Source organism: Streptomyces sp. JLBG701, assembly GCF_058544905.1.
The window spans coordinates 10339582-10363993 of sequence record NZ_CM178588.1 but is presented as its reverse complement, the minus strand read 5'-3'; the positions used below and the strand labels follow the sequence as shown (position 1 = coordinate 10363993).

26 protein-coding genes are annotated in these 24412 nt (G+C 70.8%); 12 read left to right on the top strand and 14 right to left on the bottom strand.

The window, feature by feature from the left end; all coding sequences use genetic code 11:
* The first annotated feature begins 11 nt into the window (after positions 1-11).
* From AC5DRG_RS47445 to AC5DRG_RS47435, 3 genes are read left to right on the top strand one after another with little or no spacing between them, the layout of a single operon-like run.
* On the top strand, positions 12-836 hold the full coding sequence (locus AC5DRG_RS47445) for an alpha/beta fold hydrolase (RefSeq protein WP_491806518.1): 825 nt from the start codon (positions 12-14) through the stop codon (positions 834-836).
* Between the two features lie 21 nt (positions 837-857).
* Positions 858-1655 (top strand): alpha/beta hydrolase, encoded by a 798-nt coding sequence (locus tag AC5DRG_RS47440; RefSeq protein ID WP_491806517.1) that lies wholly within the window; start codon positions 858-860, stop codon positions 1653-1655.
* Positions 1656-1710: 55 nt separating this feature from the next.
* The gene (locus AC5DRG_RS47435) at positions 1711-2502 is read left to right on the top strand and encodes an MBL fold metallo-hydrolase (RefSeq protein ID WP_491806516.1); all 792 of its coding nucleotides are present in this window, start codon (positions 1711-1713) and stop codon (positions 2500-2502) included.
* 1 nt (position 2503) lies between these two features.
* Here the strand turns inward: AC5DRG_RS47435 and AC5DRG_RS47430 are convergent, their stop codons facing one another.
* From AC5DRG_RS47430 to AC5DRG_RS47420, 3 genes are read right to left on the bottom strand one after another with little or no spacing between them, the layout of a single operon-like run.
* Positions 2504-3031 (bottom strand): flavoprotein, encoded by a 528-nt coding sequence (locus tag AC5DRG_RS47430; RefSeq protein ID WP_491806515.1) that lies wholly within the window; start codon positions 3029-3031, stop codon positions 2504-2506.
* A 41-nt stretch (positions 3032-3072) separates the two neighbouring features.
* Positions 3073-3270 carry a ferredoxin gene (locus AC5DRG_RS47425; protein ID WP_491806514.1) on the bottom strand — a complete coding sequence of 66 codons (198 nt, stop codon included), beginning with the start codon at positions 3268-3270 and terminating at the stop codon, positions 3073-3075.
* A gap of 13 nt (positions 3271-3283) precedes the next feature.
* Entirely contained in the window at positions 3284-4483 is a 1200-nt protein-coding gene (locus tag AC5DRG_RS47420) for a cytochrome P450 (RefSeq protein WP_491806513.1), read from the bottom strand.
* Positions 4484-4776: 293 nt separating this feature from the next.
* Between AC5DRG_RS47420 and AC5DRG_RS47415 the strand changes: the two genes are divergently transcribed.
* From AC5DRG_RS47415 to AC5DRG_RS47405, 3 genes are all read left to right on the top strand, one after another.
* Positions 4777-5400, top strand: coding sequence for a LysE family transporter (locus AC5DRG_RS47415; protein WP_491806512.1), 624 nt, complete (start codon positions 4777-4779; stop codon positions 5398-5400).
* 105 nt (positions 5401-5505) lie between these two features.
* Positions 5506-5955: a nitroreductase family deazaflavin-dependent oxidoreductase gene (locus AC5DRG_RS47410; RefSeq protein ID WP_491806511.1), complete on the top strand. Its 450-nt coding sequence runs from the start codon at positions 5506-5508 to the stop codon at positions 5953-5955.
* A gap of 208 nt (positions 5956-6163) precedes the next feature.
* Positions 6164-6460 (top strand): DUF4235 domain-containing protein, encoded by a 297-nt coding sequence (locus tag AC5DRG_RS47405; RefSeq protein WP_491806510.1) that lies wholly within the window; start codon positions 6164-6166, stop codon positions 6458-6460.
* 6 nt (positions 6461-6466) lie between these two features.
* On the opposite strand, the gene AC5DRG_RS47400 is transcribed toward AC5DRG_RS47405, so the two are convergent.
* Both AC5DRG_RS47400 and AC5DRG_RS47395 read right to left on the bottom strand, forming a co-directional pair.
* Positions 6467-6862, bottom strand: coding sequence for a VOC family protein (locus AC5DRG_RS47400; protein ID WP_491806509.1), 396 nt, complete (start codon positions 6860-6862; stop codon positions 6467-6469).
* Positions 6863-7022: 160 nt separating this feature from the next.
* Positions 7023-7742 carry a TetR/AcrR family transcriptional regulator gene (locus AC5DRG_RS47395; RefSeq protein WP_491806508.1) on the bottom strand — a complete coding sequence of 240 codons (720 nt, stop codon included), beginning with the start codon at positions 7740-7742 and terminating at the stop codon, positions 7023-7025.
* Positions 7743-7875: 133 nt separating this feature from the next.
* Here AC5DRG_RS47395 and AC5DRG_RS47390 point away from each other — a divergent pair, with 133 nt between their 5' ends.
* The 3 genes from AC5DRG_RS47390 (at position 7876) to AC5DRG_RS47380 (ending at position 13251) form a co-directional block, all read left to right on the top strand.
* Entirely contained in the window at positions 7876-9366 is a 1491-nt protein-coding gene (locus AC5DRG_RS47390) for an APC family permease (RefSeq protein ID WP_491806507.1), read from the top strand.
* A gap of 110 nt (positions 9367-9476) precedes the next feature.
* The gene (locus AC5DRG_RS47385; RefSeq protein ID WP_491806506.1) at positions 9477-11108 is read left to right on the top strand and encodes an amidohydrolase; all 1632 of its coding nucleotides are present in this window, start codon (positions 9477-9479) and stop codon (positions 11106-11108) included.
* 412 nt (positions 11109-11520) lie between these two features.
* A complete protein-coding gene (locus AC5DRG_RS47380) occupies positions 11521-13251 on the top strand; it encodes a hypothetical protein (RefSeq protein ID WP_491806505.1) in 1731 nt (576 codons plus the stop codon).
* An 81-nt stretch (positions 13252-13332) separates the two neighbouring features.
* Here AC5DRG_RS47380 and AC5DRG_RS47375 read toward each other — a convergent pair whose 3' ends face one another.
* From AC5DRG_RS47375 to AC5DRG_RS47355, 5 genes are read right to left on the bottom strand one after another with little or no spacing between them, the layout of a single operon-like run.
* On the bottom strand, positions 13333-14580 hold the full coding sequence (locus AC5DRG_RS47375) for a cytochrome P450 (protein ID WP_491806504.1): 1248 nt from the start codon (positions 14578-14580) through the stop codon (positions 13333-13335).
* On the bottom strand, positions 14577-15182 hold the full coding sequence (locus tag AC5DRG_RS47370; protein WP_491806503.1) for a GTP-binding protein: 606 nt from the start codon (positions 15180-15182) through the stop codon (positions 14577-14579). The genes AC5DRG_RS47375 and AC5DRG_RS47370 overlap by 4 nt, the downstream gene beginning before the upstream one ends.
* Complete coding sequence (locus AC5DRG_RS47365; RefSeq protein WP_491806502.1) at positions 15163-15534, bottom strand: DUF742 domain-containing protein; 372 nt, start codon at positions 15532-15534, stop codon at positions 15163-15165. The genes AC5DRG_RS47370 and AC5DRG_RS47365 overlap by 20 nt, the downstream gene beginning before the upstream one ends.
* On the bottom strand, positions 15531-15941 hold the full coding sequence (locus tag AC5DRG_RS47360) for a roadblock/LC7 domain-containing protein (RefSeq protein WP_450849794.1): 411 nt from the start codon (positions 15939-15941) through the stop codon (positions 15531-15533). Before AC5DRG_RS47360 ends, AC5DRG_RS47365 begins: the two co-directional genes overlap by 4 nt.
* A gap of 4 nt (positions 15942-15945) precedes the next feature.
* Complete coding sequence (locus tag AC5DRG_RS47355) at positions 15946-17700, bottom strand: ATP-binding protein (RefSeq protein WP_491806501.1); 1755 nt, start codon at positions 17698-17700, stop codon at positions 15946-15948.
* Positions 17701-17975: 275 nt separating this feature from the next.
* On the opposite strand from AC5DRG_RS47355, the gene AC5DRG_RS47350 reads away from it, so the two are divergent.
* A complete protein-coding gene (locus AC5DRG_RS47350) occupies positions 17976-18338 on the top strand; it encodes a DUF1304 domain-containing protein (protein ID WP_491806500.1) in 363 nt (120 codons plus the stop codon).
* Positions 18335-18898 (top strand): TetR/AcrR family transcriptional regulator, encoded by a 564-nt coding sequence (locus AC5DRG_RS47345; protein ID WP_491806499.1) that lies wholly within the window; start codon positions 18335-18337, stop codon positions 18896-18898. Before AC5DRG_RS47350 ends, AC5DRG_RS47345 begins: the two co-directional genes overlap by 4 nt.
* Before the next feature lie 7 nt (positions 18899-18905).
* Here the strand turns inward: AC5DRG_RS47345 and AC5DRG_RS47340 are convergent, their stop codons facing one another.
* Positions 18906-19751 carry a hypothetical protein gene (locus tag AC5DRG_RS47340; RefSeq protein WP_491806498.1) on the bottom strand — a complete coding sequence of 282 codons (846 nt, stop codon included), beginning with the start codon at positions 19749-19751 and terminating at the stop codon, positions 18906-18908.
* 66 nt (positions 19752-19817) lie between these two features.
* Positions 19818-20765, bottom strand: a complete 948-nt coding sequence (locus AC5DRG_RS47335) for a GlxA family transcriptional regulator (RefSeq protein WP_491806497.1) — start codon at positions 20763-20765, stop codon at positions 19818-19820.
* Positions 20766-20836: 71 nt separating this feature from the next.
* Between AC5DRG_RS47335 and AC5DRG_RS47330 the strand changes: the two genes are divergently transcribed.
* A complete protein-coding gene (locus AC5DRG_RS47330; RefSeq protein WP_491806496.1) occupies positions 20837-21787 on the top strand; it encodes an NADP-dependent oxidoreductase in 951 nt (316 codons plus the stop codon).
* A 1-nt stretch (position 21788) separates the two neighbouring features.
* Here AC5DRG_RS47330 and AC5DRG_RS47325 read toward each other — a convergent pair whose 3' ends face one another.
* Positions 21789-22895: an NAD(P)-dependent alcohol dehydrogenase gene (locus AC5DRG_RS47325; RefSeq protein ID WP_491806495.1), complete on the bottom strand. Its 1107-nt coding sequence runs from the start codon at positions 22893-22895 to the stop codon at positions 21789-21791.
* 25 nt (positions 22896-22920) lie between these two features.
* Positions 22921-24375, bottom strand: coding sequence for an aldehyde dehydrogenase family protein (locus AC5DRG_RS47320; protein WP_491806494.1), 1455 nt, complete (start codon positions 24373-24375; stop codon positions 22921-22923).
* Positions 24376-24412 lie beyond the last annotated feature (37 nt).

Below are 24412 nucleotides of genomic sequence, written 5' to 3'. Positions count from 1 at the left end.
GAGCACCAACGATGCTTCCCGAAGGCCAGCCCCGCCGTCGTGTCCTCGGCGGACTCCTCGCGGCCGGGGCGGTCACCCTCGGCACCGCTGCCGCACCCGCCTCCGCCCGCACGAGCGGCGGAACCAGAACGACCGTCGTCCTGGTCCACGGCGTCTTCGCCGACGCCTCCGGCTGGAACGCGGTCATCTCCCGCCTCCAGAAGGCGGGTTACGACGTCATCGCTCCCGCCAACCCCCTGCGCGACCTGGCCGGCGACTCGGCGTACGTCTCCAGCGTCGTCGACACCCTCACCGGCCCGGTCGTCATGGTCGGCCACTCCTACGGCGGCGAGGTCATCACCAATGCGGCGCGCGGCCACAGCAACGTCAAGGCACTGGTGTACGCGGCCGCGTTCGCGCCCGCCGAGGGTGAGAGCGCGCTGCAGCTGGCGGGCATGTTCCCCGGCAGCCAGTTGCCGGACGCGCTGGTCACCCGGCCGTTTCCACTGCCCGGTGTCGACCCCGGCGTCGACGGCTACATCGACCCGGCGAAGTTCCACGACGTCTTCGCCCAGGATCTGCCGCATGCCACGACCAGGGTGATGGCCGCGGCCCAACGCCCGGGCGCCGTGGGTGGGTTGGGTGCCCCGAGCGGCGTACCGGCCTGGCAGTCCCTCCCCTCCTGGTACGTCGTCGCCACCGCCGACCACGTCATCCCGCCCGCCGCCCAGCGCTTCATGGCCGAGCGAGCCAAGAGCACGATCGTCGAGGCCAAGGGCGCCTCGCACGTCGTGATGATGTCGCGGCCGGACATCGTGGTCGGCCAGATCATGGCCGCGGACCGCGCCACCCGCTGAAACGCCCCGGAAGGAGCAGTCATGAGCACTCCGGACACCATCGTCCTCATCCACGGATTCTGGGTCACGCCCAGGAGCTGGGAGCACTGGATCGCCCACTACGAGAAGCGCGGCTACCGCGTTATCGCGCCCGCCTACCCCGGCTTCGAAGTGGAGGTCGAGTCCCTGAACGCCGACCCGGCGCCGATCGAGCAGGTCACGGTCCCGCAGATCGTCGAGAGCCTGGAGACCCTGGTCCGAGGCCTCGACAAACCGCCGGTCCTCATCGGCCACTCCGCCGGCGGCGTCTTCGTACAACTGCTGCTCGACCGCGGCCACGGCGCGGCGGGCGTGGCGATCAACTCGGCGCCCACCGAGGGGGTGGCGGTCCTGCCGCTGACCCAGGTCAAGGCGGCCTTCCCGGTGTTGAAGAACCCGGCCAACCGGCACCGGTCGGTCGCGCTCACCTTCGAGCAGTGGCACTACGCGTTCACCAACACCTTCGCCGAGGAGGAGTCGAGGCGGCTGTACGAGCGCTACGCGATCCCGGCGTCCGGCAGCATCTTCTTCGACAGCGCCCTGGCCACCCTGCGCCCGGGCCACCAGAGCACCTACGTCGACTACCACAACGACGCCCGCGCGCCGCTGCTGTTCATCTCGGGCGAGCAGGATCACCTGATGCCGCCAAAGGTGCAGCAGTCCAACGCCCGGCACTACAAGTCGAACACGGTCACCGAGGTCAAGGAGTACGCGGGACGCCCGCACCTGCTGCCCGCCGCACCCGGCTGGGAGGAGATCGCGGACCACGCCCTCGACTGGGCCGTATCGCACGCCCGCTAGGCCGCCCGTCCGGGGCGCCGCGCCGACCGCCCCGGATCTCCGGAAGGACCCCCTCATGACCGAGGCCCGTATCACGCACATCGGCGGCCCGACCACGTTGATCGAGGCAGCCGGCTGGCGGCTGCTGACGGACCCGACGTTCGACCCGCCCGGCCGTCGCTACTCCTTCGGCTGGGGCACCTCGTCCCGCAAGACCTCCGGTCCCGCTGTCGACGCCGACGCGCTGCCCCCGCTCGACGCGGTGCTCCTCACCCACGACCACCACGCCGACAACTTGGACCCAGCCGGACGCGCCCTGCTGCCGAAGGCGGAGGTTGTCCTGACCACACCGTCCGGGGCGGGCCGGCTCGGCGGCAACGCCCGTGGCCTGGCCCCCTGGACGACCTGGCGGCTGGAGTCCGCGGACCGCCCGACGATCGAGATCACGGCCACTCCCGCCCGCCACGGCCCGCCGCTGTCCCGTCCGGTCGTGGGCGACGTGACCGGATTCGCGCTGCGCTGGGAGGGCCAACGGCACGGCGCGTTGTGGATCTCGGGAGACACGGTCCTGTACGACGGCGTACGTGAGGTCGCCCATCGCGTGAGCGTCGGGACGGCCCTGCTGCACCTGGGCGCCGTGCGCTTCCCTGTGACCGGACCGCTCCGGTACACGATGACGGCGTCGCGGGCGGTGGAGCTGTGCGGCCTGCTGCGCCCGCACACCGTGCTGCCCGTCCATTACGAGGGCTGGTCCCACTTCCAGGAGGGCCGGGGTTCCGTCGAGGCCCGACTGGCCAAGGCCCCCGGCGACATCCGCGACCGTTTCCGCTGGCTGCCCGTCGGAACCGCGCTGGAGGTCACCGTCTGACTCATCCGAGCAGCTCCAGCGCCCGCTCCCACCCGAACTCCGGCCGCCCGCCGTCCTCCTGGGGAACCCCGGAGTACGGCTCCCCGAACCGGACGCCCATTCCGCGCAGCCGTATCAGGGCCGCCTGATACGCCGGGTGGGCGGCCAACGCGTCGGCCACGCAAGGCAGTACGGCGATCGGGACGCCGAGGCCGTACGCCTCGCACAGGGTGCCCAGGGCGAGGGTGTCGGCTGTGCCGGCCGCCCACTTGTTGATCGTGTTGAAGGTGGCGGGCGCGACGACCACGGCGTCCGGCGCCGGGAAGGGGCGCGGCTCCCCCGGGGTCCGCCAGGCCGAGCGGATCGGGCGGCCGGTGCGGGCCGCGACGGCGGCGGTGTCGAAGAAGCCGTTCATGGCGACCGGGGTCGCGATGACCCCGACCTCCCAGTTCCGCTCCTGCGCCGCGGTGATCAACTCGTCGACGTCCGTGGCGATCCCGGCCGCGCAGACGACGACGTAGAGGAAGGGTTTCCCGGCCTGTTCGGTCATCCGGGAACCCTACTCAAGGGGGAACGGACGGCCCGGGGTGCTCAGGCCGTGTCGGACAGCGCGATGGCCGTGACCGGGCAGGCCCTGGCCGCCTCCCGGACCATCGGGTCGCCGCCGCCGTCCTCCCGGCCGGGCAGCAGCGTGCTGTATCCGTCGTCGTCCTGGGTGAAGACGCCCGGGGCGGTCAGGGCGCACTGGCCCGCGCCGATGCAGACGTCCTTGTCGATGTCGATGTGCATGACCGGAAGCCTCTTACCAGGTCACGGGGAGTTCCAGCATCCCCTGGATCGTGTCGCCGGGTTTGAAGGGGATCTCGTCCGCCGGTGCCGCGAGTCGGAGCGCGGGGAGCCGGTCGAAGAGAGTGCGCAGGGCGATCTCCAGCTCGGCGCGGGCCAGGTTCTGGCCGAGGCACTGGTGGATGCCGAAGCCGAAGGCGACGTGATGGCGGGCCGGGCGGTGCCAGTCCAGGGTGTCCGGGTCGGCATAGACGTCCTCGTCGCGGTTGATGACCGAGGTCGAGAAGACCACGCCGTCGCCCGCCCGGATCGTCGTCCCGCCCACCTCGATGTCCTCGGTGGCCCTGCGCAGCAGCCCGTCCGCGATCGACAGCATCCGCATCATCTCCTCGACCGCGCCGGGCAGCAGCTCCGGATCACCGCGCAACTCGGCGAGCCGCTCGGGGTGCTGGAGGAGGGTGAAGGTGCCGAGCGAGATCATGTTGGCGGTCGTCTCGTGGCCGGCGACCAGCAGGATGGTCGCGAAGGACATGACCTCCTGACGGTTCAACACCCCCTCGCGAAGCTGATGGTGAACGAGTTCGTCCAGAACACCCTCGCCGGGCTGGGGCTGTTGCTGCTTGCGGTCGATCAACTCCTCGAAGTACACGTCCAGTTGGTCGCGCGCCGCCTGTGTGTCCTCCCGCTTCGGGCCGCGCAGCAGCCGTCGTGACTGCGCCTCGAAGAAGTCGTGGTCGGTGTACGGCACGCCGAGCAGCGCGCAGATGACCATCGACGGCACGGGCAGCGCGAAGGCGTTCACCAGCTCGGCGGGCGGCCCCTGCTCGATCATCTCGTCGAGCAGCCCGTCCACGATCCGCTGGATCCGCGGCCGCAGTTCGACGGCGCGCCTGAGGGTGAAGCTGGGGACCATCATCCGCCGCTGGGTGTGGTGGTCCGGGTCGTCGACGCCGAGCAGGGCGACCCTCCGGTTCCGCACCGAGGCGAACCGTTCGGTGGGCGCCGGGAAGTCGGGGTGGGTGCGGTCCGACGACAGGCGCTGGTCGGCGAGCAGGTCGCGGGCGACGGTGTGCCCCGTGACCAGCCAGGCCTGACGGCCGTCGTAGAGGGTGATCCGGGTCAGTGGACGGGCGGCGCGCAGGGGGTCGTAGCCGGTGGGCGGGTGGTAGGGGCAGGTCCGGTCCTGGGGGAAGGCGACGGGTTCCGTTTCCGTCATGGGAGACCTCGCAGACGAAGAGTGCGTCGTGCAGGTCTTCATTAGATGCTCGGGGCATCTATGAGGGGACGACAAGTTCGGCCAGATCGGTGGCGCGGCCGATCTGGCCGGGGATCGTCGCTCGTGTGTCGAGAATCGGCCGTCGAAATTCGGTTGTCGGCGAGGTGCGGACGCCTCCAGAATCCGGCCATGCCCACGACCTCCGCCCTCCTGCCGCTGACCTCCGCCACCGTTCGTCCGGTGCGGGTCCAGCAGCAGTCCGGCCGACCCCGGAGGCCTACGCTTCCCCGGTCGTGACCGGCGCGCTCGTCGCGGGGCTGATCGCGGGCTACGGCATCGCCGTTCCCGTGGGCGCCGTCGCGACCTACCTCGTCTCCCTCACCGCCCGTACGACCCTCAGGACCGGTGTCTGCGCCGCGCTCGGCGTCGCGACCGCCGACGGGCTCTACGCCCTCCTCGCCACGGTCGGGGGCGCCGCCCTCGCCGCGGGGCTGCAACCCGTGCTGGTGCCACTGCGCTGGGCCTCCGCCCTGGTGCTGGCCGCGCTGGCGGTCCGGGGCACGATCACCGCGGTCCGACAGTACCGACGCCGGCGCCTCACCGAACGGTCCGCCCAGGACCCGCCGAGCCCGGCGCGGGCCTACCTGGGGCTCCTCGGCATCACCCTCCTCAACCCCACGACCGTGATCTACTTCGCGGCACTCGTGCTCGGCACCCGGGCCATGGACGCCGTACCGCCTCTGGAACAAGGGGTGTTCGTCCTGGCGGCGTTCGCCGCGTCCGCGAGCTGGCAGCTGCTGCTCGCCGGGGGCGGCGCGCTGCTGGGACGGACGCTGACCGGCGGGCGGGGCCGACTGGTGACGGCGCTCGTGTCGAGTGCCGTGATCATGGCGCTGGCGGTGCGGATGCTGCTGTGACCGGTGCGAACGCCTGGGCGACGGCGTCGGTGGATGAATCCTGCGCGGACCGGTGTTGAGTAACGGTGCGAGACAGCCGTACGAGACGACGATGGGACGGATGCCATGCCTCTTGAGGGTGAGTACGAACCCAGCCCGACGCAGTGGGTGCGTGACCAGGTGGAGCTGTACGAGAGCTCCGGCGGCACCAAGGGGACGACACTGATGGACACGGGTATGCCTGTCATCCTGCTGACCACCCGGGGTGCCAAGAGCGGCAAGATCCGCAAGACGCCGCTGATGCGCGTCGAGCACGAGGGACGCTATGCGATCGTCGCCTCGCTGGGCGGCGCGCCCAAGCATCCGGTCTGGTACTTCAACGTCACGGCCGATCCCCGGGTCGAGCTCCAGGACGGGCCGCGGAAGCAGGACATGACGGCCCGGGAGGTCACCGGCACGGAGAAGGCCGAGTGGTGGGAGCGGGCGATCGCCGCGTATCCCCCTTACGTCGACTACCAGAAGAAGACGGACCGGGAGATTCCCGTTTTCGTCCTGGAACCGGCCGTCGGGAGCTGATTCCGGCCCCGAGAAACTTTCTTGTTTCGGGACGCATGAAGCGGTGTCCGCCGGGCACCCGACCGTCAGGCCCCGCCGCGCTCCCCCGTCGCGGCGGGGCTTTCCCCTGCCTCCTGGGCGGGCGAACGCTTGACGCACCCTCTACCGAAGGCCCGGTTTCGGTGTCACCGTCGAGGTGCCGTTCCGCGCGTCCGCAGAGGAGATCCAGGTGGCCAAGAAGCAGAAACTGCCCCTCGTCTACCGGCCCGTCGGCCTCATTCTGGGGGCTGTGAGCGGGGCGCTGGCGGGGCGTGCCTTCCGGGCTGCCTGGTTGGCGATACGGCACGAGGAGGACGCCCCCGACCCGCTGGACCGTGACCGCGGCTGGGCGGAGATCCTGCTCGCAGCCGCGCTCCAGGGTGCCCTTTTCGCGGTGGCGCGCAGCGCGGCGGACCGCACCGGCGCGACGGTCATCGAGCGCTCGACCGGGGTCTGGCCCGCGAAGGGCGGGAGCGGTCGGGTCTGAGGGGCCTCAGCCCTGCTCGGCTGCCGTGGCAGGAATGCTGCGGATCGTGAAGGAGTGGCCGGCCGGATCCGCGTAGACACGCTCGTCCTCGTAGGGGCCGGGGGTGGTCGAGGTCTCCAGCGCGCGTCCGCCGAGGCCGATGATCCTGCGCTCCGCCTCGTCCAGGTCCTCCACCCAGAAGTCCAGGTGGACCTGGAGGGAGTTCTCCGCGCGGGGCCAGCTCGGCGGCGTGGCGTTCACATCGCGGCGGAACGCCAGCCGGGTTCCGTCGGCGCCCCTGATCTCCACCCGGTCGACCGTCACGTCCGTCTGCTCGCCGTCCAACAACTCCGTGTAGAACACGGCGAGTTTCTCCGGCTCGATTCCGTCGAGCACCACGAAGCCCGCGTTCACCAGTGCCATGTCTCCTCCTCCGAGGGTTGGGGCGCGGGCGGCCGGGTCCAATTGCCCCGCACCTTTCGGGTATCCCGGTTCGACCGAATGATGCCGATGGTCCGACCGACGGCCGGTTCTCATCGGTTCCGATCAACCCTGATCGGGCCCTGAACGGGGCGTGATCGGTTCAGTCTTCCGCCCGCGCACGGATCTCGGCGAGTCGTGCCGCCGCCGCGCTCAGCAGCAGGTCCAGGGCCGCAGGGTAGGAGCTGTGCCGCATGGTGGCCACGAGATGCCGGGCCGTGGCCGCGATGTGCGGATGCGTCGCGGCGGGCAGCCGGGCGTACGTCGCCTGCCACACCGTCGACTCCGCCTCGCGGGCGGGCTTCGGCAGCGCCGTGTTCGCGGAGTCGAGGGCGCCGAAGGCCAGGGCCTGGTCGACGTAGGCGTGATAGATCCGCACCGCCTCGGCGTCGGGGAAACCGGCCCCGCGCAACACTCCGAGGATCGTCTCCACGGCCTGGATCTCGTACGCCCGCCCGGTCACCCGGTACGAGCTGAGCATCGCCGCCCGTGGGTGCGCGAGCGCCCCGGCGTGCATGCGCAGGCCCAGTTCCCGCAGGTCGGCAAGCCAGTCGCCGCTGGGGTGCCAGGTGCGCAGCGTGCGGCCGATCAGCTCGTCGGCGATGGCCAGCATCAGGTCGTCGGTGTGCCGGAAGTAGCGGTACAGGGAGCTGGGATCGGCACCGAGGGCCCGGCCCAGACGGCGCACGGAGAGGGCCTCGGCGCCGTGCTCCTCGATCAGCCTCAGGGCCGTCTCGACGATGAGTTCCTCGGAGAGGACGACGCCCTGCTTGGTGGGGCGTCTGCGCTGCCGGTCGGCGGCAGGGACCACGCGCTCGCTCATCCAACACCTCCTCGACGGTGGCGGCCGGTGGTCGCACCTTACGACAACACCGTTGACCTGTTAAGGCCCCGGACAGTTTCATGTGCGTTCACCGGGGCCGATCGGGCCCCTCGGTGCGAGCGGAGAGCACGCCATGAACGACAAGCCACCCCAGTCGGGGCCCGTGCTGCGCAAGTCCCTCGGCGTCCTGGACGGCGTCGCCATCGCCGCGTCCAGCACGGCCGCGACCACCAGCATCGGCATCGGTCTGGGCGTGACCGCCGGGGTGGTCGGGCTGCACCTGCCGGCCATCATGCTGCTGGCGTTCCTGCCGATCCTGGGCATCGCCGGCGCCTACTCCCGGCTCAACCGCGTCGAGCCCAACGCGGGCAACGGCTATGTGTGGGTGGGCCGTTCACTGACACCCTGGCTCGGCTTCCTGGTCGGCTGGGTGAACATCGTGGCGACGGTGGCCTTCCTCGCGTACACCACGGCGGTCACCGGCTCGGCGCTGCTCCAACTGGCCGGGCAGGCAGGGCTGCACGAGGTGGGCGGCCTCGTCCTCGATCCGGGCTCGACCGCCCAGACGACCGCGCTCGGCGTCCTCGTCCTGGTCGCGGTCACCCTGACCGCCGTCACCGGCATCCGGACGGCGGCGCGCCTGCAGGCCTGGCTGCTGGTCTTCGAGTACGTCGTGCTGCTCGGGTTCTGCGGCTACGGCATCGTCACCGGCCCGCACGCCTTCAGCCTGAGCTGGTTCGACCCGTTCGCCATACCGTCGGCGTCCGCCCTCGCACAGGGGCTGCTGCTCTCGGTGTTCTGCTTCTGGGGCTTCGAGGCCGCGTTCAGCGTGAACGAGGAGGTGCGCGACCCGCGCGACGCCTCCCGGGCCGGGATCATCACCCTGGCGACGATGCTGGCGCTGTTCCTGATCGGCTCGGTCGCCTTCCAACGCGTCCTGTCGGAGCCGGAGTTGGCCGGACACGGCGCCGAGGGGCTGGCGTACTTCGGCGACCGGCTGGCCTCGCAGCCGCTGGCCGCGCTGCCGCTGGTGGCCCTGATGTTCTCGGCGGTCGCCTCCCTCCAGGCCGGGGTGATTCCCACGGCCCGCGGCATGTTCGCGATGAGCCGGGACCGTACGCTCGGGCCCGTGTGGTCCAGGGTCAGTTCCCGCTACGGGACTCCGGCGGCCGGAACACTGCTCATCGGGGCGCTGGCCATGTGCGTCGCGACACTCGCCCTGGTCATTCCGCGGCTCGCCGACATGATCATGGCGACGGTGAGCGCGGTCGGCATCGTCGTCGCGCTCTCCTACTCGCTCACCGCGCTCGCTGCCGCCGTACGCTTCCGCGGTCTGCTGCGCGAGGACTGGCGACAGGGGGTGCGTGCGGTGGTGCTGCCGACGCTGAGTGCCCTCGCGCTGCTGAGCCTGGGCGGATATCTCGGCTGGTCCTTCTACACCTCGACCGATCATCTCGAACTCCGCGCGGACAACGGCTGGTTCCTGCTGCTCACTCCTCTGGCGATGATCGCGTCCGGTTTCGTGGCCGCCGCGTGGGCCAAGTGGGTGCGCAGGTCGCCGTACTTCCGCACGGGCGAGGGCACGGACGCGGACGCTCCCCAACTCCTCGCCACACCCCGATAGCCCGCGCCAGTGAGCCGTAGGGGCGCGCGGGTGTCGAGAGCGCACACGATCGGGCTCTCGACACCGGCCGAAGCGCCCCGGAGGCGAACGCAAGAAACAGGAACAGGAACATGCACGCAGACCTCCTCTTCACCGGCGGCCCCGTCCTCACCCCCGCGGGCCGCACCGCGACCGCCGTGGCCGTCACCGGCGACCGCGTCACCGCCGTCGGACACGCCGAGGTGCACGAGCTCGCCGGGCCCCGCACCGAAGTGGTCGACCTCGCCGGAAGGCTCCTGCTGCCCGGCTTCCAGGACGCGCACGTGCACCCGGTGCCGGCGGGTCTCGAACTCACCCAGTGCGATCTGACGGGGAAGAAGACCGCGGACGAGACCATCGCCGCCGTACGCGCGTACGCGGCCGCGCATCCCGAGCGGGCGTGGATCACCGGTGGCGGTTGGTCCATGGAGGCCTTCGAGGGCGGTACGCCGACCAAGGAGCTGCTGGACGCGGCAGTTCCCGACCGGCCGGTCTATCTGCCCAACCGCGACCACCACGGCGCCTGGGTCAACAGCCGCGCCCTGCACCTCGCGGGCATCACACGGGACACGCCGGACCCGGCCGACGGGCGGATCGAGCGGGACGCCTCGGGCGAGCCGGGCGGGACGCTTCAGGAAGGCGCGATGCAGCTCGTCGGGCGGCTCACTCCCCCGGCCACGGCGGCCGACCGGCTGGCGGCCCTGCTGCACGCCCAGCGCCGTCTGCACGCCCTGGGCATCACGGCCTGGCAGGACGCGCTCGTCGGCGAGTTCCTGGGCATGGACGATCCGTCCGAGGCATATCTGACCGCCGCCCGCGACGGCTCACTCACCGCACGCGTCGTGGGCGCCCTGTGGTGGGACCGGGAGCGCGGTGCCGAGCAGATCCCCGAACTCGTGGAGCGGCGGGCCGCGTTGAGCCACGGCCGGTTCCAGGCCCGCACCGTGAAGCTGATGCTGGACGGGGTCGCCGAGACCGGAACGGCGGCCCTGCTGGAGCCGTACCTGGACAAGTGCGGCTGCGCCACGGGCAATCGGGGCACCAGCTTCCTCGATCCGAGGCAACTGCCGAAGTACGTAACGGAGTTGGACGCGCTCGGCTTCCAGTGTCACTTCCACGCGCTGGGCGACCGTGCCGTACGGGACGCACTCGACGCGATCGAGGCCGCGCGTGCCGCGAACGGGCCGAGCGACACGCGGCCGCATCTGGCGCACCTTCAGGTCGTGCACCCCGACGATGTGCCGCGCTTCGCCCGGCTCGGTGCCGTCGCCAACATCCAGCCGCTGTGGGCGGCGCACGAGCCGCAGATGGACGAGCTGACGATTCCCTTCCTCGGGCCCGAACGGGCCGCGTGGCAGTACCCGTTCAGGGCGCTGCTGCGGTCCGGGGCGACGCTCGCCGCGGGCAGCGACTGGCCGGTCAGCAGCCCCGATCCACTGGAGGGGATCCATGTCGCGGTCAACCGGGTGGAACCGGGCGGCGGCGCCCCGGTGTTCCTGCCGGCCGAACGCATCGGGCTCGCGGAGGCGCTCACGGCGTACACGGCGGGTTCGGCGTACGCGAACCATCTCGACGACACCGGGCAGGTGCGGGTCGGGGCGCTCGCGGATCTCGTGGTGCTCGACCGGGATCCCTTCGCCGGGCCGCCGGAGGAGATCGCGGCGACGAAGGTGGCGCTGACCTATGTGGGAGGGGCGGGAGTGTACGCAGCCCAAGAGGCGTGAGCAGTAACGGAGATCACGACCGGGTCACCGCGTAGATCATTTAGGCTCTGGGCAGCCTCGTAACGCTTCTCGGTTCAACTTTCGTACCACGAAGCGTAGTTCGAGAGCGCGGGCGGTCGTCGTGACCGCCTGTTCGCAGGGGCGGGGGGCTCTGCGTCACGTCTCCCGGAAGGAAGCGCATGCCTCAGGACGTCCGGTTCGACCTCCCCTTCGAGACCCCGGTCAGCAGACATCTGGAGTACGCCCAAGAGCGCCTCGGCCGACGACATGGGCGTCCTGACGAACTGGTTCTCCCCGGCCTTCCTGGAGCGGCAGCACAACACAGCTGAGGCGGCGACGCAGCAGTCGTGCCCCTCGCGGTCGTTCGCAGACCGATTCCGTTGCCAGGACCACAGCTTCAAGGGAGACCCGTGTGAATTCTCGAATCGTAGGTGCTGTTCCGACGCCGTCCGCCGACAGCTCGCTCCCGGCGCAGCCAAGCGCCCAGCTCCAGCCCACGGAGGCGGGGGACACCCTGGCCCGCCTCTTGGTGGAACGCATCAAGGGGAGCACGGAGCACCACCGAAGTTGCCAGAACGCCGCTCAGCAGCGGCTGGACGCACTCGGCTCCCGCCACGCCGGCACCACGCTGCGTGTGGAAGGAGCCCTCCATCTGGCGCAGCCCGCGCTCCTCCCGCCGGATGAGGCGGGCTACGCCAGGTTGAGGCACCTCGACACCAGCCTGCGCGTGATCGAAGAAGCCTTCCCCGAAATCAGCACCGATGTCGAGGTCTGCCGACTCACCTGCCTGATGCTGGAAGGGGCTTGGCGGAGCCGGGCACTCACCCCGCCGCGCGAGGAGGAGCAGACAACCGTCTGCACGTGCCCGCTGTGCCGTCGAATACCCACGCCCCCCGCACGCACGCTGGACGACTACCGTTGGCGGCAGAGCGCCGGTCGTCCGCTCACCGTCAAGACCTGGCCGTATCGCCGGGAACTCGACAGCGTCCTGACCGGTGGATGGTCCTGGACCCGGCAGATGAACGACCTTGAACGAGACATCGGCCACCGCCACCGCTTCGAGGACGACATCCTCGTCTTCCACGAGTACAAACGCGTGATCGACACCATCGACACAACGCGCCTCACCCAACACGTCGAAGGTCGCTTGGCCGAGAACTTCAGCACCAACAGCGCACGGGCCCTGGTCAGCGGACTCTTCGCGGCCCACAAGCGAGCCGTCGACGAGTACTGGCTCCAGCAGCACGCCTCGGGCAGTGTCACGCTCCCCCAGACCAGCCCGCTCAGCCAGAGCACCTACTCAATCCTGCAGATGCTGGACTGCCTGTTCTGGCACGTCGCACCCGACACCGAACTCTGGCAGGAGGAAAACCTCGCCTCCCTGTTGCTGTGCCGCGTCATCGACGACATGACCGACGTACGGGCCGACGCCCTCACCGGCGAGATCAGCAACTTCTGGCTCGCCGAAATGCCCAGCCACACCAAGGCCCTCTACGCCGCCTGCGCCATAGCCATCGTCAAGTACGGCTGCATGCCCGAGGCGCATGACCCGATGTGGAACACCTGGCTGATGACCACCACCATCGTCTGGATGGGGCTCACGGGCCGCCACGCCCTGTGGTTCGACGGCATCTCCCAGGGCCTCCCCCCGGCCGAGGAGTGCCCGCTGTGCGACCTGCAGCCCAACGCGTGCAGCGGCATCCTCACCCACGGCACCACCCTCACCATCGCCCCGCGGCCCACCGTACCGGCGCTGAGCACCCGGACCGCCGAGCTGTCCGCACGCTGCCGAGCCCAATACCCCGAGACCTGGCCCCTCTTCGACGCCGAGCTCCATGCCTTCGAAGCACTGCACGGCCCCTGGCACGGCAACGTCGACAACGCGTGGGAGATCTTGCGCCGCACCTACATCGCCGCCGTAGAGGCATCCAGGGCCGCACCGTCCCCGGCCCGCGCTCGTGAAGTCCAACAGGACTCCGGCGTAGTCGGATCGGAGAAGTTTCACACCCTGCACGACCCTCGGACCGGGAGGGAAGACACCGCTCTGCTGGCCTACATGTTCGCCGGCGCCCACCCGCATTTCCTCTGGAACGCCACGGGATACCGTCCCACGGGCGTCGAAGGCGACTGGCTCGACGGCTGACGCCTCCATCCTGTTCCAGACACGGCGCTGCCCGGCCGGAAGCCGGCCGGGCAGCGGTCCCCTGGTGTCCCTTGGCGTGGCCTAGACGGCGAACTCGACCGGCAGACTGTCCAGCCGGGACTCCCACGTGGAGGCGGTCGAGCCGAGTTCCTCCGGCGGTACGGCCAGGCGCAGCCCCGTCAGCCGGTGCACCAGGACGTCCACGCCGACCTCGATGATGGACTGGCCGATGCTCTGCCCGGGGCACTCGTGCGGACCGGAGCTGAAGGCCAGGTGCGACTGGTTGCCCTGGACCGCGACGCCCTCGTCCCGGATCTCCGGGTCGACGTTGCCCGGGGCGAGGCCGAGGAGGAGCAGGTCGCCCTCCTCGATGTCGTGCCCGCCGAGCTCCAGCTCGCTGGTGGCGAACCGCCCCGGCAGGACAGCCAGCGGCGGGGTGTTCCACATGACCTCCTCCACCACGGCGGACACATTCAGCTGACCGCTGATCAGCCCCGACAGCCGCGCCGTGTCGGTCAGGAACAGCTGCAGCACCCGGGCCAACAGGTTGCTGGTCGTGGTGTGGGCGGCCATCAGCACCAGGCGCAGATGGCTGACGACCTCCTCCTCGTCCAGCGCCGCCGGGTGCTCCAGCAGGGCGGTGGTGAAGTCCGATCCCGGTTCGGACCGCTTGCGCTGAGCGAGTTCGCCCAGGATCTGCATGATGCGGTCGTTGTGTACGAGGGCGTCCTCGCCGCCCTTGAAGACCTGGGCGCACGACTCGACCAGGCGCACCCCGTCCGCCTTGGGAAGGCCCAGGATCCGGGTGAGCACGAGCATCGGCAGATGCTCGGCGTAGTCGGCCACCAGGTCGGCACGCCCGGCGTCGGCGAACACGTCGATCTGCTTGTTCGCGAAGTACGTGGCGTGCCGCCGGACGCCGCGGCTGGAGGCGGCCAGCAGTCCGTCGGTGACCGCGCCGCGCAGCCTGCGGTGCGGCTCTCCGTCCTGGGAGACGCAGTCGGGCCGCCAGCCCAGCATCGGCATCAGCGGCGAGGTCTCCGCTATCCGGCCCTCCCGCCAGTCCCGCCAAATGCGGGCGTCCCGGCTGAACTGGCGAGGGTTGTCCAGCACCCGCCGGTTGTCGCGGTAGCCGAGCACCAGCCAGGCGGGAACGTCACCCTCAAGCAGCACCGGTGCGACGGAGCCGTGCTCCTTGCGCAGCCGCTCGTAGATGGCCTGCGGGTCGGTGGCCGCGTCCGGGCCGTACAGCCGCGTGAGTTCTGCCCCGCCGTGCGCGACGGGGCACCCGCGGGGCGCGTCGGGACCGTCTAAAGTCTGGTCGTTCATCGGGGCTCCAGTGCGACGGGGGAGCGATCCTTCAAGTGACGTATGAGCGCGACGAGCACGTCACGGCTGGAGGCCCGGTCGCGGGCGTCGCAGGCCACGACCGGGATGTGCTCGGGGATGTCCAGGGCGTCCCGGATCTCCTCGACCGGGTAGTCCTTGGAGTCGGGGAAGACGTTCAGCGCGACGACGAAGGGGACGTTCTGCCGCTCCATCTCCTCTATCGCCCGGAAGCTGGAGGCCAGACGCCGGGTGTCGACCAGGACGATCGCGCCGAGCGCCCCCTTGAACAGGCCGTTCCACAGGAACCAGAAGCGCTCCTGGCCGGGCGTGCCGAACAGGTACAGCATCAGACTGTCATTGAGGCCGATCTTGCCGAAGTCCAGGCTGACGGTGGTCTCCGTCTTGTCGGCGACGCCGATGAGGTGGTCGACGTCGGCACTGGCCTGGGTGAGCGTCTCCTCGGTGGTCAGCGGCTTGATGTCGCTGACCGAACGGACCATGGTGGTCTTCCCGGTGCCGAAGCCGCCGGCGATCATCACCTTCACTGAGCGGGGACCAGACCCGCCGGGCCTGCCCGGATGGTCAAAGCCTTTCAAGTCCACTGAGTACCTCCTCAAGGAGCGCGAGGTCGGGCCCGCGACCGGCGCCGTGCGCCGGGATGGGGTCACGGGCTTCGACGCGGCCTGCCTCGAGCAGATCCGTGAGCAGCACCGCGAGAATGTTGAAGGGCAATCCGAGATAGGCGCCGAGTTCGGCCACCGACAGCGGATCGCGGCAGCGCCGGAGGATGTCCTCGTGCTCGTGCTGCATGCCCGGTACGGGGGCGGTCAGGGAGACGATGAGGGTCGCCACGTCGAGACTCGACGCCGAACCGCCCGGTCCGCTGCGCCCCCCGGTGAGGACGTAGTACCGCTCGAGACCGGACGGGTCCGTGGACCGGCGGGGAGCACTCATCCAGAGTGCTCCTCCTGGCGCGGGGTGGTGCCGAGGAGCTCGCCCATCCTGCGGGCCAGATCCCTCATCTGGTGTCCCAGCAGGCCCTGGTCGAGGCCTTCCCTGGCGAGCACGCCGAGATACGTCTCCACACCGGCCCGTACGACGAAGAGATGACCACCGTCTACCTCGATCATGGCCAGCCGCAGCTGCCCCGCGTACTTGGGGAACTGCTCGGCGACGGGCTGGGCCAGCGCCTGCAGTCCGGCCACCACGGCCGCGAACCGGTCCACGTCGTCGGGGTCTTCGGCACCAAAGGAGGTGATGGCCTTGCCGTCACTGGAGGCCACAAGGGCGAAGCGGATCTCCGGGATGGACTCCACCAGATCACGGAGCGCCCAGCTCACGTCGGTTCCCTGTTGCGTCATGGGACTAGTCGCTCTCTTCAGTGTGATGCTCGGTGGATCCGCGTCCGGCAGGTGCGGTCTCCTCCTCGGTGGACTCCTCGCCGACCTCCCGGCCGGCCGTGGCGAAGGCGGCCAGGCCGGCGAACGAGGCGTCCGGCGGGACGGCGGCGACGTTCGACTTCTCGGTCCGCTCCGGGCGTTCGGCCGGCTCGTGCCGCACCGTCTCGTGCCGTTTGCTGCGACGCCGGGGCAGTCCGCCGGGCGTGGTGTCCATGGCCTCGCCGGGCTCGGCAACCCGTTCGACGGCGTCCGCCGTGCGCACCGGTGCGGCCTCGGCGGACTGCACCGCCGGGGTCTCCGCGGCGACCGGGGCGGCGGCGGTCGGGGCGGCAGCGGTCGGGGCGGCGGCGGGCAGCGGGCTGAAGTACTTGTGCGGAACCACGATCACCACCGACGTGCCGAGCCAGGGCGAGTCCGCGAAGGTGACGCGGATGCCGTAGCGACGGGCGAGAGCGCCGACGACGCGCAGACCGATGTTGGCGTCCTCGGAGATGCCGCCGATGCCGGGGCCGCCCGCGGTGCCGGCGAGAGCCTCCTCCGCCTCGCGCTTCTTCTCCTCGCTCAGACCCTTGCCGGAGTCCTGGATCTCGATGCCGACGCCGTTGGGCACCTCCTTGCCGGAGACGAGCACGGGCTCACTCGGCGGCGAGTAGCGGGCCGCGTTGTCCAGCAGCTGCGCGAAGATCAGCGTCAGGTGGTCCACCAGACCGCCGTCGACGCCGAGTTCGGGCAGGTGACGGACCTCGACGCGATGGAAGTCCTTGATCCGGCCGATGCCGCCGCGCACCACGCTGAGCAGACGCTGCGGCTCCTGCCACTGCCTGCCCGGCCGGTCCGAGCCGCCGAGCACACCGATGCTCGCGGCGAGCGAGTCGGCGGGGCCGAGCTCCTGGTCGAGCTCCATCAGGCCGCGGGCCACGGCCGGCAGCCGGCCGTGCTCGCCCTGCATCTCGTGCAGTCGGCCACGGAGTTTGCTGGTCAGCACGTGGATGCGGTTGCCGATGCTGATGACGGCCTGTTCGGCGGAGGTCGAGCGGTTGAACTCCTCCTCCACGCCGATCAGGGCGGTCCTGAGCACCTTGCGCAGTTCGGCCTGCAGCTCGGAGCTGACCTTGGCGCACTGGTTCGCTTCGGGCAGCAGGTCGTCGACGGCGTCGCCGGCGCGCAGCTGCTTCAGCGCCTCGGGCAGCTGCTCGTTCGCCAGCCGGGCGACCGCGCCCTGCTGGTGCGCGAGCTGCTCCTGCCAGACCTCGGCCTGGTCGGCGAGCTGGGCCTCGTACGACTTCACCTGTCCGGCGAGGCGCTCCTCGAAGGCGCGCGCCTGCTCGGCCAGTTGAGCCTCGTAGGCCGAACTCTGCTCGGCGAGCTGCGCCCCGTGGACACCGGACTGCTCGGCGAGCTGTCCCTCCAGGGAGGTGAGCTCCGCGGTGAACTTCCGCTCCAGGCCCGCCACATGCTGCTGCCACTGCTGCGAGTGCTCGGCCTGCGTGGTGCGGAAAGAGCCCTCGGAGCGGCTCAACCGGGTGCGGGTGCGAATCAGCAGCCGTACGCACACGGCGCTCGCGGCGGTGGCCGCGACGCCCGCGACACCGGCGGCTATTCGCTCGGAGCTCATGAACGTGGCGGCAACCGTCCCACCTCCTAAGGCCAGCGGCATCAGCCACCAGCTGTACCAGGCGACAGGGGCCCGCGCCGCCGGCGGCGGAGTGGCGAGTTCCATCTGCATCCTTAACAAGCAACACGTTCGAACAAGGGGGGTGCGCAAGGGACCGCACTCATGAGTACGCACCGCGAAATGACCGAACTTGATCAAGTCAAGTCGCTGCGCCGGAAGGGAGCTTATCGGGTTTGAACTCAAAAGGATCAACCTCACGACCGGGTGGAAGTGAGGATTCCGTCACTCTCCGCCAGGAGTCCGCACATCGACAAATTCCCTCATGGACACCTGTCCAGCTATAGTGGACACCTGTCCAAGAAACAGGGAGTCGGGAAAGCATGGATACGGTCGCGAGTGTGCTGGTCGGTCTGGTGGCCGCGTTGCACGCGTACATCCTGGTGATGGAGATGTTCCTGTGGCAGAAGAAGCCGGGGATGTCCTTCCACGGCTTCGACGCGGAGATGGCGCGCAGGACCGCGCCGCTGGCCGCCAACCAGGGGCTCTACAACGGGTTTCTGGCGGCGGGCCTGGTGTGGGGGCTGATCGCCGCGGATCCCACCGGGTTCGGGGCGCAGGTGTTCTTCCTGTCCTGCGTCGTGGTCGCGGGCGTGTACGGCGCGGTCACCGCGAACATCCGCATCCTTCTCGCGCAGGCGCTGCCCGGCGCGCTCGCCCTGGCCGCCGTCCTCATCGCGCAATGAGCCGCGGCGTGCCCGAGGACCCGCGGGCCGCCCGCACCCGGGCGCGCCTGCGCGAGGCCCTGCTCGCGGAGTGCGCCGAGCGGCCGCTGGCGGAGGTCGGTGTCGCCGCGCTGGTGCGCCGGGCCGGCGTCGGCCGGGCCACGTTCTACGTCCACTACACCGACCTGGAGGCGCTGGCCGTCGACGCCTGCGCGGACGTCGTACGGGAGGCCGTGGACGCGTTGCACGCCTGGCACGGCCGGCCCGATCCCGTGCACGCGCCCACCGCGCTGGCGGAGTTCTTCGCCGGTCTCGCCCCGCATGCCGGCCTGTACCGGGCCCTGTTGAGCCCGGGGGGCGGCGGGCCGCTCGGCCGGGTCCTGCACCGGGACCTGCGGAGCTACAGCCTGCGCGAGCGTGAACTCGCGGGTGCGGCGGACGCCCCGCTGGTCGCCTCGGCCGTCGCCGCCACCTTCGCCGGGGTGCTGGCTGACTGGCTGCACGGGCTCGTCGAGGGTTCGCCCGGGCAAGTGGCCGACCAGGTCTGGCAGTTGCTGGTCGCCCTGCACGCCAGCCGGTGACGACGGCTCACCGGCAGCCCATGCCCTCCTTCACCGACGGCCAGGCCTCCACACCGGCGGGTGTGCGGACGTAGGCCTTCGACGGGTCGTCCGTCAGCCACAGCTCGCGCTCACCCAGGCGGTATCCGGTGTCCTTGGCGTCGGCGGGCAGGCGGACGTCCCCGTCATAGGGGGAGGTGAGCATGGCGTCGCCGAGCACGCCGTGCGGGTCGCGGGCGTACAGCCTGTTGTCCCCCATCGCCAGAAAGTGCGCCTGCTCCCAGTCACAGTGGGCCGAACCGGCCGAGCTGTGCACCTTGGTGATCGGCACCCGCCGTCCGTGCTCGTCGGTCCAGATCTCGTACCACTGCGAGTCGGTGAAGCTCGCCGGGAGTTCGGCCGGATCGCAGGAGGCGCTCGTCTCCGGGCCCCAACCGGGCCTGTTCTCCTGGTCCTTGGCGACGACGACGGCGACCTTGGTGCGGCCGTCGACGTCGTAGGAGTACAGGACCCGGTCGCTCTCCTCGCGCTCCACGCGGTAGCCGGAGCGGGGCACGTCGGGTATCTCGATGTCGAAGTACGCCTCCAGCCCCTCCTCCGGGGTGGAACCGCCGTCCCCCTCGCTCCACGGGTCGCTGCCGCCGCCGGTGTAGATCTCCCCGTCGCACTCCAGGGCGCGCCCCGCGGCACCCGACTCGATCCGGACGGCCCGGGCGCTGTCCTCATCGAGGTTCCTGGTCGCGATGTGCAGAGGTCCGCCGTAAGGCGTGGCCGGGGGCGTGCCCGCGACCACGGCGCCTCCCCCTCGTTCCTCCCCGCATCCCACCAGCGTCACCGCCACCACCGCCGTCACCGCCGCGAGCCCCCTGCGCATGCCGCACCCCTGTCCGCCTGCCGTTGTGTCCCTCCTACGACGCGGCAGCGGCCGGAAACGTTTGGTTCAGCGGGTCGCCCGGAACGTGCGCCGGTACGCCTGGGGCGAGACGCCGATCGCGGCGTGCAGGTGCTGGCGCAAGGAGGTGCCGGTCGCGAAGCCGACCTGGCCGGCGATCCGGTCCACCGACAGGTCGCTGGTCTCCAGCAGGTGGCGGGCCCGGGCGACGCGCTGCTGGATCAGCCAGCGGCCGGGACTGAGGCCCACTTCGTCGTTGAAGCGGCGGGCGAAGGTGCGCAGGCTCATCCGGGCGTGGGCGGCGAGATCGGCCAACGTCAGCGGTTCACCGAGGTGTTCGAGGGCCCAGACGCGGGTGGCGGCCGTGCTCGCGGCCCCGCACTCCGGGACCGGCTGCTCGATGTACTGCGCCTGGCCGCCGTCCCGGAACGGTGGCACCACGCAGCGGCGGGCCACCGCGTTCGCCAGCTCGCTGCCGTGGTCCCTGCGCACGAGGTGCAGACAGACGTCGACTCCGGAGGCGGCTCCCGCGGAGGTCAGAATGCGGCCGTCGTCGACGAAGAGCACGTCCGGATCGAGCGCGATGTGCGGGAACGCCTGCCGGAACCGGTCGGCCAGGTGCCAGTGCGTGGCCGCCTTCCTGCCGTCCAGCAGTCCGGCCGCGGCGAGGACGAAGGCGCCGGTGCAGATGGAGACGATGCGGGCCTCGGGCCGGATCAGGGCGAGCGCGGCCGTGGTCTCGTCCGGGAGCTCGGTGGTCACCAGGGACGGCGAGATCGGCGCGACGATCACGGTGTCGGCCGTGGCCAGCGCATCGGGACCGTGCTCGACCGTGACCGTGAAGTCCGCGTTGGTGCGGACCGGCCGGCCGTCGACGGAGCAGGTCAGCACCTCGTAGCGACCGTCGGCCGCGCCGAAGATCCGACTGGGGATGCCCAGCTCGAAGGGGTAGACGCCGTCGAGCGCCAGGACCACGACCCGTTCCACATGCTGCATGGCACGATTCTATCGAAGGTTGGCCATCGTGCCATTTTCCTGTGGGGCGGGACCCGGCAGGCTGAATGACCATGAGCACTGTGAACACGATGCGAGCCATCAGTCAGCCCGTCCTCGGCGGTCCCGAGGTCCTCGAAGTCGTCGAGGTGGAGCGACCCGCGCCGCGCGCCAACGAGATCCTGGTCCGGGTGCGTGCCGCCGGCGTCAACCCGACCGACTGGAAGCACCGCGCCACCGGCGGCTTCCTCGGCGAGCCGCCGTTCGTCCTCGGCTGGGACGTCTCCGGCGTGGTCGAGGCCGTCGGCGTCGGCGTCGCCCGCTTCAAGCCCGGCGACGAGGTCTTCTCGATGCTGTCCTACCCGTGGGGCCACGGCTCGCACGCCGAGTACGTCGCCGCCCCGGCCCGCTTCTTCGTCCTCAAGCCGGCCGGGATCGACCACGTCCAGGCGGGCGCGCTGCCGCTGGTCTCGCTGACGGCGTGGCAGTCGCTGGTCGAGACGGCCGAACTGCGGTCCGGGCAGCGGGTGTTGATCCACGCCGCGGCCGGCGGGGTCGGACATGTGGCCGTCCAGATCGCCAAGGCACGCGGCGCGTACGTGATCGGTACGGCGAGCGCGGGCAAGCACGACCTCCTGCGCGAGCTCGGCGTGGACGAGGCCATCGACTACCAGGAGACCGACTTCACCGAGGCCGTGAAGGACGTGGACATCGTCCTGGACACGCTCGGCGGCGACAACGCGGTCCGCTCGCTGCGGGTCCTGCGCCCGGGCGGAATCGTCGTCTCGATCCTGCCGGTCGGCTCGCGGGACTTCCATGAGGAGGCCGAGCGGCTCGGCGTACGGGCGGTCCGGCTGCTCGTCGACGCCGACCGCGCCGGTATGCAGGCGATCGCGGAACTCGTCGAGGCGGGGAAGCTGCGCGCGACGATCGCCGGGACGTTCCCGCTGGCCGATGCCGCCAAGGCACACGCGCTCGGCGACACCGGCCGCACCGCGGGGAAGCTGGTGCTGACGGTCGACTGAGTCAGAAGGTGAGCACGGGCTTGATCGCCTTGCCCGCGCTCATGTCCCGCACCGCCTGATCGATGTCCGCGAACGGATATGTACTGATCAGGCGGTGCAGCGGGAGCCGTCCCTCCTTCACCAGCTGGACCAGGGCGGGTATGAAACTCTGCGTCTCGCTGTCGCCGAGGGTGAGGCCCTCGATGCGCCTGCCGGGGATCAACCCGTTGACATCCAGGGCGACTTCGGCGCCGAAGGGCGGGGCTCCTACGACGACCAGGGTGCCCCGGGCGGCAAGCGCGTCGGCGCCCTGGCGGAGCACGGCGACGCTGCCGGTGGTCTCGACGATGCCGTCGGCGCCCGCACCCCCGGTGATCTCCGCGAGCGCCTCGGCGAGGTCGGCCTCACCGACGTTGACGGTGTGGGTGGCACCCAACTCCCTCGCCAGGGACAGGCGTTCGCCGACCTTGTCGACGGCGACGATACGGGTCGCGGGGGTGAGGGCGGCGGCCATCACCGCGGAGAGGCCCACGGCTCCGGCGCCCAAGACGACGACTGTGTCGCCGAGTTGGGGCTTCAGTACGTTCCAGACGGCGCCGACGCCGGTCTGCACTCCACACCCCAGCGGGGCGATCGACTCCAGCGCCACATCCGGGTCGACCTTCACCAGGCTGCGCTCGTCGACCAACGCCCGCTCGGCGAAGGAGGACTGGCCGAAGAAGTGACCGCCGAGCGGTTCGCCCTCCCGGCTGATGGTGCTGCTGCCGTCCGCCCGGCGGCCGCCGATGAGGTTCAGCGGCAGCCAGGTGGCGCAGTAAGCGGGGTGCCCGCCCTGGCAGTTGCGACAGTCGCCGCAGGACGTGAAGGACAGCACGACATGGTCGCCGGGTGCGACACCCGTGACCGCCGAGCCGACCGCCTCGACCACACCGGCGCCCTCGTGACCGAGAACTCCGGGGAGCGGAAAGGGCAGTCCGCCGCTCGCCACTCCGAGATCGGTGTGGCACAGGCCGGCGGCGACGACACGGACGAGCGCCTCGTGCGGGCCCGGCTCGTCCAGCTCGACGGTGCTGAGGGTGAACGGTGCGCCGCCCGACTCGACGACGGCCGCGCGCGTGGTGGTGGACATCGTAGGAACTCCTTGGTGGACGCGCTCAGTCGAGCGAGACGACGACGGACTTGACCTTGGTGTAGGCGGCGAGGGCCTCGGGCCCGTACTCGCGGCCGAAGCCGGAGTCCTTGACGCCGCCGAAGGGGACCGCGGGGTCGAGCATCGCCCAGTCGTTGATCCAGACGATGCCGGCCTGGAGCCGGTCGGCGACGCGGTGGGCGCGGGTCAGGTTGCCCGTCTGGACGCCCGAAGCCAGGCCGTACGGCGTGGAGTTGGCGAGTTCGACGGCCTCGTCCTCGGAGTCGAAGGGCTGCACGGTGAGGACGGGCCCGAAGATCTCCTCCTGGACGACGCGGGAGTCGTTGGACAGGTCGGCGATCACCGTGGGCTTGTAGTAGTAGCCGCCGTCCAGGTCGAGCCGCTCGCCGCCGCAGACGATGCGGCCGCCCTCCTTGCGGGCGAGGTCGACGTACTCCTCGACCTTGCGCAGGTGCTTCTCCCCCGCCATCGGGCCGACGACGGTCTCGGGCAGGCGGGGGTCGCCGAGCGGTACGCCGGGGACGGCGTCGGCGAGGATGTTCAGCAGGGTGCTGTAGACCGGGCGGGCCACCAGCAGGCGGGGGCCGCCCATGCAGAACTGGCCGGTGTTGAAGACGAAGCCCTTGATGACCGCGCCGACCGCCTTCTCCAGGTCGGCGTCCTCGAAGACGATGTGCGCCGCGTTGCCGCCGAGTTCCATGGTGACCGGCTTGAGCGCCTCGCCCGCGGCGCTCGCGACATGGCGGCCGATCGCGGTGGAGCCGGTGAAGGCGATCTTGTCGACTCCGCTGTGCCGCAGCAGCGCCTCGCCGGCCACCGGGCCCGCACCGGTGACGACGTTGACCACGCCGTCCGGGACGCCTGCCTTCTGGAGCAGCCGGGCCATGTAGAGGGCGCTCAGCGGGGTCTCGTCGGCCGGCTTGTGCACCACGGTGTTGCCGGCCGCGAGCGCCGGGCCCAGCTTCGAACCGGCAAGGATCAGGGGGAAGTTGAAGGGTGTGATCGCGGCGACGACCCCGAGGGGCTCGCGCTTGGTGTACGCGAGGGCGTTGAGGGCCGTGTCGCGGGTGGAGCCGTCCAGGGAGTAGGCCAGGGCGGCGAAGTACTCGTAGTCGTTGGCCGCGTTCGTCACGTCGACCGCGCCGCACAGCGAGATCGGCTTGCCGACGTCGAGGCTCTCCAGTTCGGCTATCTCCGCCGCGTTCTCGCGGATCAGCTCGGCGACGCGGTGCAGCACCCGGCCGCGCTCACGCCCGCTCAGCCCGGACCACGCGCCGCCGTCGAAGGCCTCGCGTGCGGCGCGTACGGCCGCGTCCACGTCCTCGGCGCCCGCCTCCGCGACGGTGGTGACGACCCGCCCCCGGGACGGGTCGACCACCTCGGTGCGGGCCCCGTCGGCGGCCTCGCGCCACTGACCCCCGATGAACAGCTTTCCGGGTTCGATCTCGAAGGCGGTCATCACCACTCCTCAGCCTCATCGCCAAGATTTCAACCAA